Consider the following 15704-nt stretch of genomic DNA (forward strand, 5'->3'; position numbering starts at 1 on the left):
GAGTAACGGTAGCGCCGACCAGAAGGGATGAATATGCCTTTTCTGCCTGGAGTCGCGCCATGCGTACCCTGAAATTGTCGGCCCGTTCGGCCGTGTGCTTTGCCGCCGTTACCCTGTTGCTGCTGGTGCTGGCGTTTACCTCGGCCGTGGGCCTCAACGGGCTGTACAAAGCCGAGCAGGATGTCGAGACCAACTGGATGGCCAGCATCGCCCAGACGGCGAAGATAGACTCCCTCGTTCTCAGGCTGCGTCTGGAGACCCTGCGCATGGTGGCTTCGGAAGACGAGCAGATGAAGCAGACCGCCGCCGCGACCATTGCCCAGGCGCGCGGCCATCTGCAGCAGGAGGTAGCGGCCTACCAGGCGCTGGTCGCTTCGCCCGAGGAGCAGCGGTTGGCCGACGCCGTGTCCGCCGGCGTCAAGGCCTACGATGCGCGCCTCGACGAGATCGTCACCCTCGCCCGGACCCGTCCGGCCAGCGAAGGGACCGCCTTCGTCAATGCCAACATCCGTCCGCTGACCAACGACCTGCAAGAGAAGATCGTGGCCCTGGCTGACTTCAACCAGCGCGGCGCCAAGCAGGCCGGCGAACTGGCGACCCAGACCTACAGCCATAACCTCTGGCTGCTCGGGATCATCTCCGCCGTGGCCGTGGTGCTCACCGTGGTGCTGGCCGTGCTCTACACCCGCAGCATCCTGCAGCCGCTGCGCCAGGTGCTGGCCATCAATCGGCGGATTGCCGAGGGTGATCTGCGGGTCGAGGCCCAGGCCACCGGCCGCGACGAAATGGCCGACCTGATGCGTGCCACGGTGCAGATGCAGCAGACCCTGCGCGACACCGTCAGCCACATCGGCGAGGCCTCGACGCAGCTGGCGTCTGCCGCCGAAGAGATGAATGCCGTGACCGACGAGGCCAGCCGCGGCCTGCAACGCCAGAATGGCGAGGTGGAGCAGGCTGCCGCGGCGGTCAACGAGATGACCGCCGCCGTCGAAGAGGTGGCGCGCAACGCCGCCTCGGCCTCGACGTCCGCGCAACAGTCGGAGCGCTCGACCGGTCTGGGCGCGGCCCGCGTCACCGAGACCGTCAATGCCATCCATTCGCTGACCGGCACCGTGTCCCACACCAGCGAGCAGATCGTCGCCCTGGCCGGGCAGGCGCAAGGCATCGCCACCGTGGTCGACGTGATCCGCGGCATCGCCGAGCAGACCAATTTGCTGGCGCTGAACGCCGCCATCGAGGCCGCCCGCGCCGGGGAGCAGGGCCGCGGTTTCGCCGTGGTCGCCGACGAGGTGCGTGCCCTGGCCCACAGGACCCAGGAATCCACCCGCGAGATCGAGCAGATGATCGGCGGCATCCAGAGCGGTTCGGAAGGCGCTGTCCTGGCCATGCAACGCAGCCGCGACGAGGCTACCGCCACCCTGAAGATCGCCAACGAAGCGGGCGCGGCCCTGGAGGAGATCGCTCGCTCCATCACCGAGATCAACGAGCGCAATTTCCTTATCGCCACGGCCTCGGAGGAACAGGCTCAGGTCGCCCGGTCGGTGGACCAGAATCTGGTCAGCATCCGCGATCTGTCGATCCAGACCTCGGCCGGTGCCCACCAGACCGCCGCCGCCGCCCATGAGGTCTCGCGCCTGGCGGTGGACATGAATCGCCTGGTCGGCCGCTTCTCGGTCTGAGCCGACTGAACTGTGGTGAAAGGCCCTGCCGAGAGCGCCTCGGCAGGGCCTTTGCGTTTCTGGCGTGTGGGCAGGCACGCTGGGCCGTGACCAAGGGACGGGAACCCGCCCGGGGGCCCAGGGGGTCTGCAACCCAATACGCAGGAGAGATGGCCATGTACCTCGTCCAGTTGCTGCTACCCCTGAACGACAATGACGGCCAGCGCCTGTCCGGGGCGCTGTTCCAGGAGGTGCGCGAGGAGCTGGTCGCGCGCTTCGGCGGGCTGACCGCCTTCAGCCGGGTACCGGTGGAGGGCCTGTGCCAGGACGAGGCGCAGCGCGTCGAGGACGACGAGCTGCTGGTCTACGAGGTCATGACCGAGGCCCTGGATCGAGCCTGGTGGAAAGGCTATCGGCACCGTCTGGAAACGGCCTTTCGCCAGCGCGAGATAATGATCCGCGCCCAGCCGACGGAGCGGCTCTAGCCGTCCGCCAGCACCACCCGGGCCCGCCCGGCGCGTTTGGCCTGGTACAGGGCGCCATCGGCGCGGCGGATCAGTTCGTGGACGTTGAGGCTGCCGGCGGCGCCGTGGGCGATGCCAATGGAAGAGGTGGTCGCCAGGCGGATGTCCTGCAGCGTCCAGGGCTCCTGCAGGGCCAGGCAGAGGCGCTCGGCCAGGGCCAGGGCGGTGGTCGCGGGGGTGTCGCGCAGGAAGACGATGAATTCGTCTCCGCCGATCCGCCCGAGCAGATCGTCCTGGCGCAGGCAGGCGCTGACGCGGGTGACGAAGGCCACCAGCAACCGATCCCCCACCTCGTGGCCGAATTCGTCGTTGATCGCCTTGAACCTGTCCAGGTCGAGGTAGAACAGGGCGCAATCCGCCTGCGGGGAGGCGACCGCCAGGTGCCGGACGATCTGGTCGAGGATGCTGCGTCGATTGGGGATGCCGGTCAGGGCATCCAGGTAGGCCAGGGACTTGAAGCGTCTTTCGCTGTCCTGCAGGGCGGTCTCCGCCAGTTTGCGCTCGGTGACATTGCGACTGACGATGGTCAGCAGCTGGCGTCCGCCCTGGGCATCGAAGTGGGGCGTCTTGATCACTTCCCAGGTATTGATGCGTCCATCCGGCCCCATGAAGGACTTCTCGATCTGCGTGGCCACGCCGTTGCGCCAGGCGCGCTCGTCGGTCTCGATGTTGTAGGCGAAGGCCTGGGCATGATCCGGAAACAGCTCGATCAATTCGGCGTCGGTGATGCCCACGTAGTCGAAGCCGAGCATGGCGTAGGCTTCGAGCACGATGCGATTGACGAACAACCAGCGCCCGCGGCCATCCTTGGCGATGATGAATTCCTGGATCGAATCGAGGAGGGCGCGCAGATCGACGTCGGAATCGGCAGGAGACATGGGCAGGGCCTGGCAGTCGCGTGGGTTTTCAGGCTATCGGCCCGCCAGCATGGAAAATGAGGCCCTTCGTCAGGTCACCCGTCGCCTGGCGCGGACCGCCAGCAGGCGACGTGGCGTGGAGCGGCTGCCGACGAATGGCAGTGGCCGCCAGGCGGTGCCTTTGACGGCCGCAAGCGCAGCGGCACAGTTCCGGCGCGGGTTCCGCCAGGAACCAAGGCTTTTTCTGTAGGCCGAACGAGGTATTCATCAGCTGCCAGATGTGCCCTTCATGCAGACCACGACAAGAGCCGTCACCGGCCAGTACGCCGCCCCGAACCCGCTCACCCTGCAACCGGCCAGATCGCTCTATCAGGAATTGCTGGTGGAGCACCCGGGCGTCAGGGCCCGGGAGAGGGCCCGACGCTTTCTCGACGACCAGCTGCAGGCGGTAGGCGGGATGACCGCCGACCTGCCGGAAGACCCCGTGGGCCTGGAAGCCTGGGTGCTGGAGAACAACGCCCGAGTCGGCGCCCAGTATCAAGACTATCTGGCGGCCCGCAAGGCTGGCGCGCCGCGCCGCTACTTCGGCAGCAAGGCCCATGCGCTGTACTTCCTGCGTGGCGTGGCGCCTACCAAGCTGGTCGATGGCGCCTGGCTCTATGGCACGCTCGCCCACTGGGACGACCTGCGCTATCGCGCTGCCATCCAGATCTATCTGGAAGAGCTGGGCGACGGCCAACCGGACAAGAACCATGTGGTGCTCTATCGCAAGCTGCTGGCCACTCACGGCTGCGAAGATTTCTCGCAGCTGAGCGACGATCACTATGTCCAGGGCGCGATTCAGTTGGCCCTGGCCCATAGCGCCGATCACTACCTCCCCGAGGTGCTCGGCTTCAACCTGGGTTACGAGCAGTTGCCGCTGCACCTGCTGATCACCTCCTACGAGCTCAACGAGCTGGGTATCGACCCCTATTACTTCACGCTGCATGTCACGGTCGACAATGCCGGCACCGGTCATGCGCGCAAGGCGCTGCAGGCGGTGCACGATGCCATGCCGGCCGAAGGCCGCGCCGCCTTCTACCAACGCGTGGTGCAGGGCTATCTGCTCAATGAGCTGGGCGCCGGCACCACCTCGGTGATCGCGGGCTTCGATCTGGAGCAGGCGGTGATCGAGGTGCTGGCGGAAAAGAGCACGGTTGGCCGCTATGTGCATTCCGATTATTGCCGCATCGGTGGCCGCAGCGTCAGCGACTGGCTCTGCGATCCGTCGCAGATTCCCGATTTCCTCCAGGTGATGCAGGAGCAGGGCTGGATCAAGCGTCACGAGGACCCGGTCAACAGCCGCTTCTGGCGCCTGATCCAGGGCGAGCGTGCCGAGATGTTCGGCGTCTTCACCGCCTACGAGCAGCAACTGATCCATAACTGGATCGCCGGTGACTTCGTGCACAGCGGCGCCCGGAATCAGGCTGCAGCAGAGCGAGTGGCGGTGTTGCCGCGGCGCGAGGTGAGCTTTCGTGCTCGCCAGCGCCAGCAGGAGCGCCTGTGTCCGGCGCTGGAAGCCGAGCAGGGCACGGCGGCCAATGCCAGCAAGGCCCAGGCGAGCGACTTCGATCGCGATGAGGTCGCGCTGGAGCAGCGGCTGGCCAGCCAGCCCAGTCGCGCTGCCGCCATGGCGCTGCTGGTAGAGCAGCTGTCACCGGCGCGCCATCACAGCCGTGCCGGCCTGCTGGCGACGCGGCTGTTCGTCTCCCTGTTGGGCTGACCTCTATTCAAGGACCCGCGAGGGTCCTTTTTCATTTCGACGGTCATTGAAGGAACCACCCGTGACGGCCATGGAACATCCCGAACGCACCGCGACCAGCCCGGCTGCGGCCGCTGCCCTGAAACTCCTGATCGAAACGCTGCGCGCAGCGGACTATCACTTCATCACGCCCACCCCGGCCTCTCACGCGCGGGTCAATGCCCGGCCAGGCAACGCCTGGGCGCGGGACCTGCAAGGCATCTTCGGCTGGAGCCGGCCGTTTTCCCCCGCGCTGCTGCCCGGCGCTCTGGTCGATACCCTGGCGGCAGCCGAGCTGCTGACCGCGGTGCCGGGGGGCTGGCGCAGCCAGGTGCGGGTGTCGAGCCTGGGCGACCAGTTGTTCGTGCATTCCGCCTATCCCACCGAGGACGCCGATGCGGTATTCTTTGGCCCCGACACCTATCGCTATGCCAATGCCCTGGAAGCCCAGCTGCGCTTCGAGACCGGTGCCATCCGCCGCGCCGTGGACATCGGCAGCGGTGCCGGTCCCGGCGCCATCCTGGTCGCCCTGGCGCGGCCAGATGCCGAGGTGCTGGCGGTGGACATCAACGAGCGCGCCCTGGCCCTGACCCGGACCAACGCCGAGCTGGCCGGGGCCGACAATGTCAGCGCGTGCTACAGCAATCTGCTGAGCGATGTGGCGGGCGACTTCGATTTCATCCTGTCCAATCCGCCCTATCTGGTCGATCCCGGCGAGCGTGCCTATCGCCATGGCGGCGGTCCCCTCGGGGCCGGCCTGTCCCTGGCCATCCTCGACACGGCGCTGCAGCGCCTGGCGCCGGGCGGCATCCTGCTGCTCTATACCGGCGTCGCCATGGTCGAGGGTCGCGATCCCTTCCTGGAAGAGGTGCGCGCACGTCTGGCTGGCAGTGAGGTCGCCTGGCGCTATCGCGAACTGGATCCGGACGTCTTCGGCGAGGAGCTGGAGACAGGGGTCTATGCCCATACCGATCGCATCGCCGCCGTCGTCCTCACCGTGACCCGGCCGCGCTGAGGGCGCACGGGAGCGGCTACACTGGCGGGCACCCCGGCTACCGCCCACACCTGTCCAGGAGTCCGCCATGCAACTGCTGCTGAACCAGACCTCGCCCTATGCCCGCGCCGCGCGCGTCACCGCCCTCGAAGCCGGCTTCGGCGAGCGTCTGGAACTGGTGTGGAGCGATCCCTGGAACGAAGCTGCGCAGCTGTTGGCCGCCAATCCGGCCAACAAGGTCCCGGTCCTGATCACCGATGAGGGTGTCGCCCTCGGCGAGACCCTGCTGATCTGCGTTTATCTGCACCAGCTGGCGGGCGGCGTCCCGCTTGCGGCCGAACGCCTGCAACTGGCCGGCCTGGGCCAGGGCCTGATCGATGCCGCCTTCGGCACGGTGATCGCCCGCAAGCATGGCGGTGCGGCCCAGGATGAATCTGTGCTGGGCGCCCGCCGGCTGGCGGCCATCGAGCGCCTGCTGGCGCGCCTTGACGAGTCTTCCACGCTGGATGCGGAGGACCTTGATTTCAGCCACTACCTGGTGGCCGTCGGCCTCGACTACCTGAGCTTTCGGCTGCCGGAAATCGACTGGTCCGCGCACCTCGTGCTGGTGGCCTTTCACCAGCGGCTCCTGGCGCGTCCCAGCTTCGCCACGACAGCTTTCCAGTAAGGCAAAAAAGCCCCACGCGGCGGCCCTTGCCGACGGCGTGGGGAAGGGCTAGAGCTCGATCAGGATCTTCAGCTGGGTTCCGGCCTTGTCCAGCAGGGCTTCGAAGCCCTGTTCCACCACGTCGTCCAGCGCGATATGGCGGGTCACGACCTTCTCCGCCGGCAACTGGCCGCTGGCGATCAAGGCCGCCACCTGGGGCCACATCAGCGTCGAGTAGCACCAGGAACCCCGTAGGTCGACGTCCTTGTAGGTCAGGGTGAAGCCATCCAGCGCCGGCGGCTTGCCCTGCATCCCCACCTGAACCACCACGCCCTGGCGGCGGACCGCTTCCAGGCACAGCCCCAGGGGTGCCTCGGCGCCCACGCATTCGAAGGCCACGTCCACCCCCACGCCTCCCGCGGTCCGGGCACGGATCTCGCGCAGGACGTCGCTGCTGCCAGGATTGAGGGTAACGAGACCCTCCACCAGGCTGCGGGCCATCTCCAGGCGATTGTCGTTGAGATCCACCAGGAAGATCCGGGTGGCGCCCGCGGCCCGCGCAGCCATGACCTGCAGCTGGCCGATGGGCCCGGCACCGGCCACCAGCACGCTGTCACCCGGTTTCACGCCGCCTCTATGGGTGGCGTAGACGGTCACCGCCGTGGGCTCGATCAGCGCCGCGTGCTCGGTGCTGAGGTCATCCGGCATGGGGACGGCGTTGTAGTCCTCCACCAGGGAGTACTCGGCCATGCCGCCCCAGGGATGGGACAGGCCGATGATGGCCAGCTGTTCGCTGAGCTGGTACTGGCCGCGGCGGCCGTAGTAGTCGTCCCGTGGCGACACCATCGGCTGGATGGAGACCCGATCACCGGGTTTCACCGACGTCACCTGGCTGCCCACGGCCTCCACCACGCCGGAATATTCGTGGCCAAGGATCTGCGGCACCTGGCCGCCGGTGTAGCTGTGCGGCTCCGTGGGAATGAAGATGGGACCGCCAAGGTACTCGTGCAGGTCGGTACCGCAGATGCCACAGAACTGGTTTTTCACCAGGACCTGGGTAGGGCCCGGCTCACCGGGGGCTGGGACGTCTTCCACCCGGATATCGCGGGCGGCGTGGAAACGGGCTGCTTTCATCGTGAGGCTCCTCTAGCGTTCGCAGCGGGGCAGGAAGGCCTGGATCAGGGCATTGACCCGGTCCGCGGCCTCCATCTGCACCATATGGCCCTGGCCCTCCAGGATCTCGACCTGGACGGTTTCGGGCAGGCCTTCGGCATGCTGGACCGGAATGATGGCGTCGGCCTTGCCCCAGATCACCAGGGCGGGCAGATCGCCTTCGAGTACCTGGCGCAGCACCTGGGCCTGCTGGCCATTGGCGAAGAGCGTGCCGGCCAGTCGATTCAGGGCCTGGTCCACGCCTTCCAGGCGCTTGTACTTGAGCAGGTCTTCCAGCAGTGGTCGGGTGACCAGGCCGGGATCGCTGAACAGCAGACTGACCGGCCCCTTGAGCTGGTTGCGGCTGGTGGCCGCGACGAAGCCTTCCAGGTAGGCGCCATTGATGTCCTGGCCCAGCCCGGCGCTGCCGATCAGCACCAGGCCGGCGACCCGCTGCGGCGCGGTCTGCGCCAGCTGCAGGGCCACGGCGCCACCCATGGAGTGGCCGACGAGCACGGCGCGGGGGATGTCCAGATGGTCGAGCAGAGCCAGCACCGCAGCGCCTAGCTCGGCCAGGTCCCCGGTGGCCAGGCCCTTGCCGGACTGGCCGTGACCGGGCAGGTCCAGGGCGATCACCCTGCGTTCGGCGGCCAGGGCCTCGTGGTTGAACAGCCAGTTGTCCAGATCGCCGGAAAAACCGTGGATCAGCACCAGCGGCAGGCCGCCTTCACCGCGCTCCAGGTAGCGCAGCGGCCGGCCGTCGAGTTCGATCCGCTGCGCCTGGGGACCGGCGTCGGCGGCGTCTTCGCCACCGGGCACGAACGCCTCCTGGAAGCGCGCGATCACCGCCTCGACCTCTTCGTCGCTGGCTTCTCCCTCCACCACGATGGCCAGCAAGGCGCCTACCGAAAGCGTCTCGTCCTCGCGGGCCAGGCAGCGGCGCAGGATGCCGGAGAAGGGCGCCTCGACGCTGCTGCTGATCTTGTCGGTCTCGACGTCGAGCACCTCGTCGCCCTTGGCGATGCTATCGCCTTCGGCCTTGAGCCAGGCGTTGACCCGGCCTTCGCTCATGGACAGGCCCCACTTGGGCATGGTCAGGGTATGGATCTGGCTCATGCGGCCTGCCTCCCCTGGGTGATCTTCAGCACGGCGCGCTCGATCTTGGCCGCGTCGGGGATATAGAGGTCTTCCAGGGCATCGGAAAAGGGCACCGGGGTGTGCGGCGCCGTGACCAGCTGCACCGGGGCGCGCAGGTCGTCGAAGGCGTGCTCGGCAAGCAGGGCGGCGATGTCGGTGGCCACCGAGCAGCGCGGATTGGCCTCGTCGATGACCACCGCGCGGCCGGTCTTCTCGACGCTTTCCAGGATGCTGTCACGATCCAGCGGACTGGTGGTGCGCAGGTCCAGCACCTCGCAGGAGACGCCCTGGCGCGCCAGGTTGCTGGCGGCCTCCATGGCCAGGTGCACCATGCGGCCATAGGTGATGAGGCTGACGTCGTCGCCCTCACGCAGGAAGCTGGCCTCGCCGAAGGGGATGGCGTAGGACTCCTCGGGCACCTCGCCCTGCATCCCGTAGAGCAGCTTGTGCTCGCAGAAGATCACCGGGTCGTTGTCGCGGATGGCCTGGATCAGCAGGCCCTTGGCGTCATAGGGCGTGGCCGGGCAGACCACCTTGAGGCCGGGGATATGGGTCCACCAGGACGTCAGCATCTGCGAATGCTGGGCGGCGGCGCGGAGGCCCGCGCCGACCATGGTGCGCAGGACCAGCGGGGTGACCGCCTTGCCGCCGAACATGTAGCGGAACTTGGCCGCCTGGTTGAGGATCTGGTCCAGGCAGCAGCCGGCGAAGTCGACGAACATCAGTTCGCACACCGGTCGGGTGCCGCGGGCGGCGGCGCCTACCGCCGCGCCGACGTAGCCGAGCTCCGACAGCGGGGTGTCCAGCACCCGCCCGGGAAACTTGTGGTAGAGGCCCTTGGTGACCCCCAGCACGCCGCCCCAGGCGTCCTGCTCGCCAGGCGTGCCGGCACCGCCGGCGTTGTCCTCGCCCATGAGGAAGACGGTGGGGTCGCGACGCATCTCCTGTTCCAGGGCTTCGTTGATGGCTTGCTGGTAGCTGATCTTTCTGGCCATGGTGGCGCTCCTTGTTGTTTTCCGATCAGGCGTAGGTGACGTAGACGTCGGTGAGCAGGTCTTCCGGGCCGGGCTTGGGATCGGCCTTGGCCTTGCGCACGGCGTCTTCGATGAGCTGCTCCACCTCCTGGTCGATGCTGTCGAGCAGGGCGGGCTGGAGTTGGCCGGAGCGCGTCACCCGCTCGCGGAATTGCATCAGGCAGTCGCGCTGCTCCCGGGCCTGCCTGACCTCGTCGGGATCGCGGTAGGTCTGGGCGTCGCCCTCGAAGTGGCCGAAGTAGCGGGTGAACTTCACCTCGATCAGCGAGGGGCCTTCGCCGGCCCGGGCCCGGGCCACGGCGGCCGCGGCGGCTTCATGGACGGCGAAGAAGTCGAAGCCGTCCACCGTCACGCCGGGCATGCCGAAGCCGGCGGCGCGATCGGCGATGTGGTCGCAGGCCACCGACCAGTTCGAGGCGGTGGCTTCGGCGTAGCCGTTGTTCTCGGCGACGAAGATGCACGGCAGATTCCACACCGAGGCCAGGTTCATGGCCTCGAAGACCGCACCCTCGTTGGAGCCGCCGTCACCGAAGAAGGCCACGGCCACCGCATCGCTGCCCTTCAGCTTGGCCGCCAGCGCGGCGCCGGCGGCCAGCGGGGCTCCGGCCCCGACGATGCCGTTGGCACCGAGCATGCCCTTTTCCAGGTCGGCGATGTGCATGGAGCCGCCCTTGCCCTGGCAGACTCCGGTCTTCTTGCCGTAGATCTCGGCCATCATGCCGTAGACGTCCACGCCCTTGGCGATGCAGTGGCCGTGGCCGCGGTGGGTGGAGGCGATGCTGTCCTCGTGGCCAAGGTGGGCCATGACACCGGCGGCCGAGGCCTCCTCGCCGGCATAGAGGTGGACGAAGCCGGGAATCTCGCCGGTGGCGAATTCCACGTGCAGCCGCTCCTCGAAGGCGCGGATGGTGCGCATCACCCGGTAGGCATGGCTCAGGTTTTCGACGCTTACGGTCTCGCTCATCTTATTGTTCTCCAGGATTGCCGAGGGCCGACGCGGGCAGGCGGCGGACCAGCAGGCGCTGCTGCGCCGCCAGCTCCAGTACCCGCTCCACGTCGATGCTCAGGGGGCCATCGAGGTCCAGCGTCACCTGCGGACGCGCCTCGGGGCCGAATTCGATTTCCCGCTCGCCGTCCAGTGCCAGGGTGCCGGCGGTCAGCGACAGGGTGCGCGACTCGCCAGGTAGCAGCAGGCCACTGGCGGCGATGCCGGCCTGGGCCAGCACGCCGGGGGCGAGGGGAACGGTCAGTTGCGCCGGAGCCTCGGGCTCCAGTCGCACCCAGCCGCCCTGGGGAGCGCCGCGCGCGACCGGATGCCAGAGGCCGCACAAGGCCGACAGGCCGATGGCCCAGGGCTCGGCGAAGGTGGTGAAGACCTCGGCCAGATCCTCCACCCGGGTCACCGCCCGGGCACCGATATAGGTCTGGCGACAGACCGCCACGTCCACCAGCGCCCAGTCGCGGATGCCGCGCTCGGGCACCTCCACCCGCAGCCGCTTGTTGCGCCGCAGCGCCAGCGCCGGGTCGACCCGGCCGGCCGCTACCAGGCCGCCAGCCAGCCCCGCGCTGGTGGCCTCGCGCAATTCGGGAAAGGCATTGTTGGTGCCGGTGGACAGGGTCAGCAGCGGCAGGTCGCCCACCTCGGCGGCCACCGCCTTGTGAGTGCCATCGCCGCCGAGCACGGCGATCACCCGGGCGCCCTGCGCCAACAACAGCCGTGCCGCACGGCGGGTGTCGTCCACCGTTTGCGTGAGCGGCAGATCGAGAAACGCAAGCGCCGGCCAGCGCTGCTCACGGGCCTGGCGACTGCCGCTGGCCTTGAGCACGGCGGCGGCGATGCCGGTCATGTCCGGTGGCAGCAGCACCCGCTCCACGCCGGTGGCGCCAAAGGCCGCCAGCAGGCGCATCACCACCCCGGCCTTGTCGGTGCTGGAGGTCAGGGCGGCGTTGCCGGTCAGCCGGCGCAGGTCACGGCCGGAGGCCGGGTTGGGCAGGATGCCGACGCTTACGGGCATGGCTGACTCCCGAGGCCCGGGCCATCGGTCAGGGCTGCCGTGCGGCGATGCCAGGATGCGCTCATGGGTCTGGCCCTCTTGTCGTTGTCTTGGGAGCGTCGCAGAGCCCTGAGCAAGGGCGGTGCCAGGTCGCTGCAGATCCACTGCAGGCCAGCCTGGGCGCGAGTTTGCGGGGGATGCCCGGAGCCGGCTGGCAGTCGTCGACGCGCCGGGGCGTCTCAGGGTTGCGACAGGAGGGCGAGACGCTGAGACGATTCGTCTCACGGCGCGGCGGACTTGAAGGCCGGGGCCAGGGGGCGCTAAATGAAGGGCAGAACAATGACCGGCCTTCCATGCCATGACCGGAATTCAGGGAGAGACGTCCATGTTGTCTACCCAGGCCCGCTATCACGCCCGCGCCATCGACCAGGCCCTGCGCGCACCCTTGCGCGCGGCCAGTCCGCCCGGGCGCATCCTCGATTCCTGGCGCCGTTCCTTCGAGCAGTATCAGCTCGACCCGGGCTCGCTGCGGGGGCCGCGCATCCTCTCGCGCTACGAATTGCGCCAGCACCAGCAGGCGGCGGAGGACTTCCTGCGCGTCGCCGATGGCGAACTGGGCGCCCTGCATGCGCGGGTCGAGGCGGCCGACTACTGCGTGCTGCTGGCCGATGCCCAGGGCCATACCCTCGACTACCGGGTCAGCGATCGCCTCGATGAGGAATGCCGCCGCGCCGGACTCTATCTGGGGACCTGCTGGTCCGAGCAGGAGGAGGGCACCTGCGGCGTGGCCGCAGTGCTGACCGACCGGGCGCCGGTGACGGTGCACAAGGCCGATCATTTCCGCGTGGCCTTTACCGGCCTGACCTGCACCGCCGCGCCGGTATTCGCCCCGGGTGGCGAGTTGCTCGGGGTGCTGGATGTCTCGGCGCCACGCTCGCCGGACGACCGGCGCAGTCAGTTGCTGATCCAGCAATTCACTCGCGACAGCGCCCAGCGCATCGAAAACGCCTACTTCATGCACAGCGCCCGGGGCGACTGGGTGCTCTGCGGCCACACCCGGCCCAGCTACCTGGACACCCAGCCGGAATTTCTGCTCGCCTGGGATGCGGGCGGTCGCCTGACCGGCCTGAATCGCCCGGCCCGGCAGCTCTGCCTCGCTCAGCTGGGCTACCTGCCGCAGCGCCTCGACGAGTTGTTTGGTCGCGACGCCTCGGCGCGTTTAAAGGAGGACGATCCTGAACCCCTGCGTCTGGGCGAAGCGCAGTTCCACGCCCGGGTCCGGGCGCCGCGGCCGCGCACGGGTGTGGTGATTCCCCTGGTGCGCGAAGACCTGGAGACCGAAAACGAACAGGAGCCGCGGATCAGCCAGGCGCTCGCGACCGCCCTGCGTCTCTATCGCCACGGCCTGCCGATCTTGGTGACCGGGGAGACCGGTACCGGCAAGGAGGTCTTTGCTCGCGGCCTGCATGAGGGCGGCGATCGCAGCGGGCGGTCCTTCGTCGCCCTCAATTGCGCGGCGCTGCCGGAAAGCCTGATCGAGAGCGAATTGTTCGGTCATGCCGCGGGGGCCTTTACCGGCGCCCAGCGCCAGGGGCGCGATGGCCTGATCGTGGCGGCCGATGGCGGCACCCTCTTTCTCGACGAGATCGGCGACATGCCCCTGGCCCTGCAGACGCGCCTGCTGCGGGTGCTGGCCGAGGGCGAGGTGCTGCCGGTGGGCAGCGCCCAGGCGCGGCGAGTCGATGTGCGGCTGGTCGGCGCCACCCACCGCGACCTCCAGGCGCGGGTCGCCGCCGGACTGTTTCGCCAAGACCTGCTCTATCGTCTCAATGGCGCCGTCTTTCAACTGCCACCTTTGCGCGAGCGTGCCGACCGCCTGGCGCTCGCGCGGCGGTTGCTCGAAGAGGAATGCGGCCAGCGTGCTGCGCCGGAGCTGGCGCCCCAGGCGCAGGAGGCCATCCTGGCCCATGACTGGCCGGGCAATGTGCGCGAACTGCGCAATGTGCTGCGCTACGCCTGCGCCCTGTGCGACGGCGTCCTGATCTGCCTAGATCACCTGCCGGCCAGTCTACGGCCCGCTGGCGCGTTGGCCATCGAGCCGCCACCCGCGGTCGACAGTCTCGAGCGGCGGTCGATCCTTGCCGCCCTGGTGCGGCACCGCTGGAAGGCCATTCCGACCGCCCGGGCGCTGGGGATGTCCCGGGCCACCCTCTATCGGCGGCTCAAGCTGCACGGCATCGTCATGCCGCATCGCCAGCCCGAAGACTGAGGTCTTCCGCCGAACGGTCGTGGCGCCCGGCGGCTGCCCTGGCGCGACGATCTTGGCGATCAAGCGAAGCGGTCGCCATCGGCGCGCCAGGCCCCGGTCGTCCCAGGCGGGACGTCAGTGCGGTTGGCCACGGGTCACACCTCAGACACAGACCCGAGGAAGATCCCTGATGCGTACCCTGCCACTGCTACTTGCCCTGCCTGCCGCCCTGGCCCTGTTGAACCGCACCTCGCCCCGGCGTTCCGGGCGGCCTGATCACCAGCGACTGAGCGGCCGGACCATCGTCGTCACCGGCGCCTCCAGTGGTGTCGGCCGCGGCGTGGCCCTGGCGCTGGCCCGGCACGGTGCCAACCTGGTGCTGGCAGCGCGGCGGACCGAGGCGCTGGAAGCCCTGGCGGTCGAGGTCCAGGCCCTGGGCGTAGCCGCCCTGGCAGTGCCCACCGATGTCGCCGACATGGCGCAGATGACTGCCCTGGCCGAGCAGGCCGAGCAGCGCTTCGGTCGCATCGACGGCTGGATCAACAATGCCGGTGTCGTGGCGGTGGGCCGTTTCGAGGAGATCCCGCTGGACGATCATCTGCGTCTGCTGGATACCAATGTGAAAGGCGTGGTCATCGGCACTCACCTGGCCCTGCAGCGCTTCCGTCGCCAGGGCTATGGCCGGCTGGTCAACGTGGCGTCGGTCGACGGCGAGATCCCCCACGCCTATCAGGCCTCCTATTCGGCGTCCAAGGCCGCGGTGCTCAGCCTCGGCCGGGTGCTCCAGCAGGAACTGCGGCGCGGACGCCAGCCCAACATTCAGCTGTCGACGGTGCTGCCCTGGGCGCTGGATACGCCGATCTGGGGCCATGCGGCCACCTATACCGGCCACCGTCCCGATCTGCCGACCAAGGACGCACCGGACAAGGCGGTGCAGGCCATCGTCAGGGCGCTGCTGCAACCGCAAAAGGAAATCACCGTGGGCTACAAGGCGAAGATGGCCTATTGGGGCCACCGCCTGGCGCCGGAACTCAACGAACGCTTCACCGCCAATGCGGTGCAGCGCGCCGAGATCGACTGGAATCCGGTCAAGGCCGCTACTTCGGGCAACCTGCAGCAGCCCGATCAGGCAGGCCGCACGATCCGGGGGTCGAATTTCTGAAGGTCGACCGTTTGAGCTAGTGCCAGGCTGCGTTCTGCGCCTCGTCCCTCGTTGCGGGACCGACGATGGTCAGCTCACCCTGGGACGCAAGGGCGGTCTGCAGCGCCCTGGCCAGGGCAGGCTGGGTGCAGAGCAGGGCGGTCGGGGCGATGCCGGCCAGTCTGGCGGCCAGCTCCGGCCCGTATGCGGGAGCCGCCGGGTCGAGCTCCAGCCGCGGCAGCAGCGGCAGTCCCTCCGCCAGCATGACCTGGCAATGCGCCTGCAATTCGGCGTCGGCCTCGGCGACCGACCGTTGCTGAGCTGTCACCAGGAGGATCTGAAGATGCCCGAGCGCTATCAGATGCCGGGTGGCCAGGGCGATGCGTTGGCCATGCGCTTCGGCGTGACGACAGCAGGTCGTTCGGGCAGCCAGGGCTACGCGCGCCGAGGGAGAGACCGCTGAGATGCGGTGGCGGAGAGCGGGGCGGGTATCCATGGATCGGCCTCTGCCACGACGTGGCGGTCAGGAGGCCCAGCCT

The 15704-nt window shown here is 68.5% G+C and carries 14 protein-coding genes and 1 pseudogene; 8 read left to right on the forward strand and 7 right to left on the reverse strand.

Annotated features, from left to right (window positions below):
• Positions 1–59: 59 nt before the first annotated feature.
• The 3 genes and pseudogenes from PVZ77_RS26040 to PVZ77_RS08270 all read left to right on the forward strand — a co-directional run.
• Positions 60–824 (forward strand): annotated as a pseudogene (locus PVZ77_RS26040) (MCP four helix bundle domain-containing protein); the annotation flags it as partial.
• Positions 825–890: 66 nt separating this feature from the next.
• A complete protein-coding gene (locus PVZ77_RS26045; protein WP_443218048.1) occupies positions 891–1679 on the forward strand; it encodes a methyl-accepting chemotaxis protein in 789 nt (262 codons plus the stop codon).
• A 155-nt stretch (positions 1680–1834) separates the two neighbouring features.
• Positions 1835–2143, forward strand: a complete 309-nt coding sequence (locus tag PVZ77_RS08270) for a hypothetical protein (protein WP_273806289.1) — start codon at positions 1835–1837, stop codon at positions 2141–2143.
• Here the strand turns inward: PVZ77_RS08270 and PVZ77_RS08275 are convergent.
• A complete protein-coding gene (locus tag PVZ77_RS08275; protein ID WP_273806290.1) occupies positions 2140–3060 on the reverse strand; it encodes a GGDEF domain-containing protein in 921 nt (306 codons plus the stop codon). The genes PVZ77_RS08270 and PVZ77_RS08275 overlap by 4 nt on opposite strands.
• Positions 3061–3328: 268 nt before the next feature.
• On the opposite strand from PVZ77_RS08275, the gene PVZ77_RS08280 reads away from it, so the two are divergent.
• The 3 genes from PVZ77_RS08280 to PVZ77_RS08290 all read left to right on the forward strand — a co-directional run bounded on the left by PVZ77_RS08280 (position 3329) and on the right by PVZ77_RS08290 (position 6480).
• Complete coding sequence (locus PVZ77_RS08280) at positions 3329–4801, forward strand: iron-containing redox enzyme family protein (protein ID WP_273806291.1); 1473 nt, start codon at positions 3329–3331, stop codon at positions 4799–4801.
• A 70-nt stretch (positions 4802–4871) separates the two neighbouring features.
• On the forward strand, positions 4872–5834 hold the full coding sequence (locus PVZ77_RS08285; RefSeq protein ID WP_273806333.1) for a class I SAM-dependent methyltransferase: 963 nt from the start codon (positions 4872–4874) through the stop codon (positions 5832–5834).
• A 67-nt stretch (positions 5835–5901) separates the two neighbouring features.
• Positions 5902–6480, forward strand: a complete 579-nt coding sequence (locus tag PVZ77_RS08290; RefSeq protein WP_273806292.1) for a glutathione S-transferase family protein — start codon at positions 5902–5904, stop codon at positions 6478–6480.
• A gap of 48 nt (positions 6481–6528) precedes the next feature.
• Here PVZ77_RS08290 and PVZ77_RS08295 read toward each other — a convergent pair whose 3' ends face one another.
• The 5 genes from PVZ77_RS08295 to PVZ77_RS08315 are packed head-to-tail and all read right to left on the reverse strand — an operon-like array spanning position 6529 to position 11797.
• Positions 6529–7593: a 2,3-butanediol dehydrogenase gene (locus PVZ77_RS08295; protein ID WP_273806293.1), complete on the reverse strand. Its 1065-nt coding sequence runs from the start codon at positions 7591–7593 to the stop codon at positions 6529–6531.
• A 12-nt stretch (positions 7594–7605) separates the two neighbouring features.
• Positions 7606–8727, reverse strand: a complete 1122-nt coding sequence (locus PVZ77_RS08300) for an acetoin dehydrogenase dihydrolipoyllysine-residue acetyltransferase subunit (RefSeq protein ID WP_273806294.1) — start codon at positions 8725–8727, stop codon at positions 7606–7608.
• Entirely contained in the window at positions 8724–9743 is a 1020-nt protein-coding gene (locus PVZ77_RS08305) for an alpha-ketoacid dehydrogenase subunit beta (protein ID WP_273806295.1), read from the reverse strand. The genes PVZ77_RS08300 and PVZ77_RS08305 overlap by 4 nt, the downstream gene beginning before the upstream one ends.
• 25 nt (positions 9744–9768) lie before the next feature.
• On the reverse strand, positions 9769–10746 hold the full coding sequence (locus tag PVZ77_RS08310) for a thiamine pyrophosphate-dependent dehydrogenase E1 component subunit alpha (RefSeq protein WP_273806296.1): 978 nt from the start codon (positions 10744–10746) through the stop codon (positions 9769–9771).
• 1 nt (position 10747) lies between these two features.
• Positions 10748–11797, reverse strand: coding sequence for an ATP-NAD kinase family protein (locus tag PVZ77_RS08315; RefSeq protein WP_273806297.1), 1050 nt, complete (start codon positions 11795–11797; stop codon positions 10748–10750).
• A 364-nt stretch (positions 11798–12161) separates the two neighbouring features.
• Between PVZ77_RS08315 and PVZ77_RS08320 the strand changes: the two genes are divergently transcribed.
• Both PVZ77_RS08320 and PVZ77_RS08325 read left to right on the forward strand, forming a co-directional pair.
• Positions 12162–14045 (forward strand): sigma-54-dependent Fis family transcriptional regulator, encoded by a 1884-nt coding sequence (locus PVZ77_RS08320; RefSeq protein ID WP_273806298.1) that lies wholly within the window; start codon positions 12162–12164, stop codon positions 14043–14045.
• Between the two features lie 169 nt (positions 14046–14214).
• Positions 14215–15186, forward strand: a complete 972-nt coding sequence (locus tag PVZ77_RS08325) for an SDR family NAD(P)-dependent oxidoreductase (protein ID WP_273806299.1) — start codon at positions 14215–14217, stop codon at positions 15184–15186.
• A 16-nt stretch (positions 15187–15202) separates the two neighbouring features.
• Here the strand turns inward: PVZ77_RS08325 and PVZ77_RS08330 are convergent, their stop codons facing one another.
• Positions 15203–15493, reverse strand: coding sequence for a hypothetical protein (locus tag PVZ77_RS08330; protein ID WP_273806300.1), 291 nt, complete (start codon positions 15491–15493; stop codon positions 15203–15205).
• Positions 15494–15704 lie beyond the last annotated feature (211 nt).

This window comes from Pseudomonas sp. SHLD1 (genome assembly GCF_028640935.1).
GTDB lineage: Bacteria > Pseudomonadota > Gammaproteobacteria > Pseudomonadales > Pseudomonadaceae > Chryseomonas > Chryseomonas aestiva.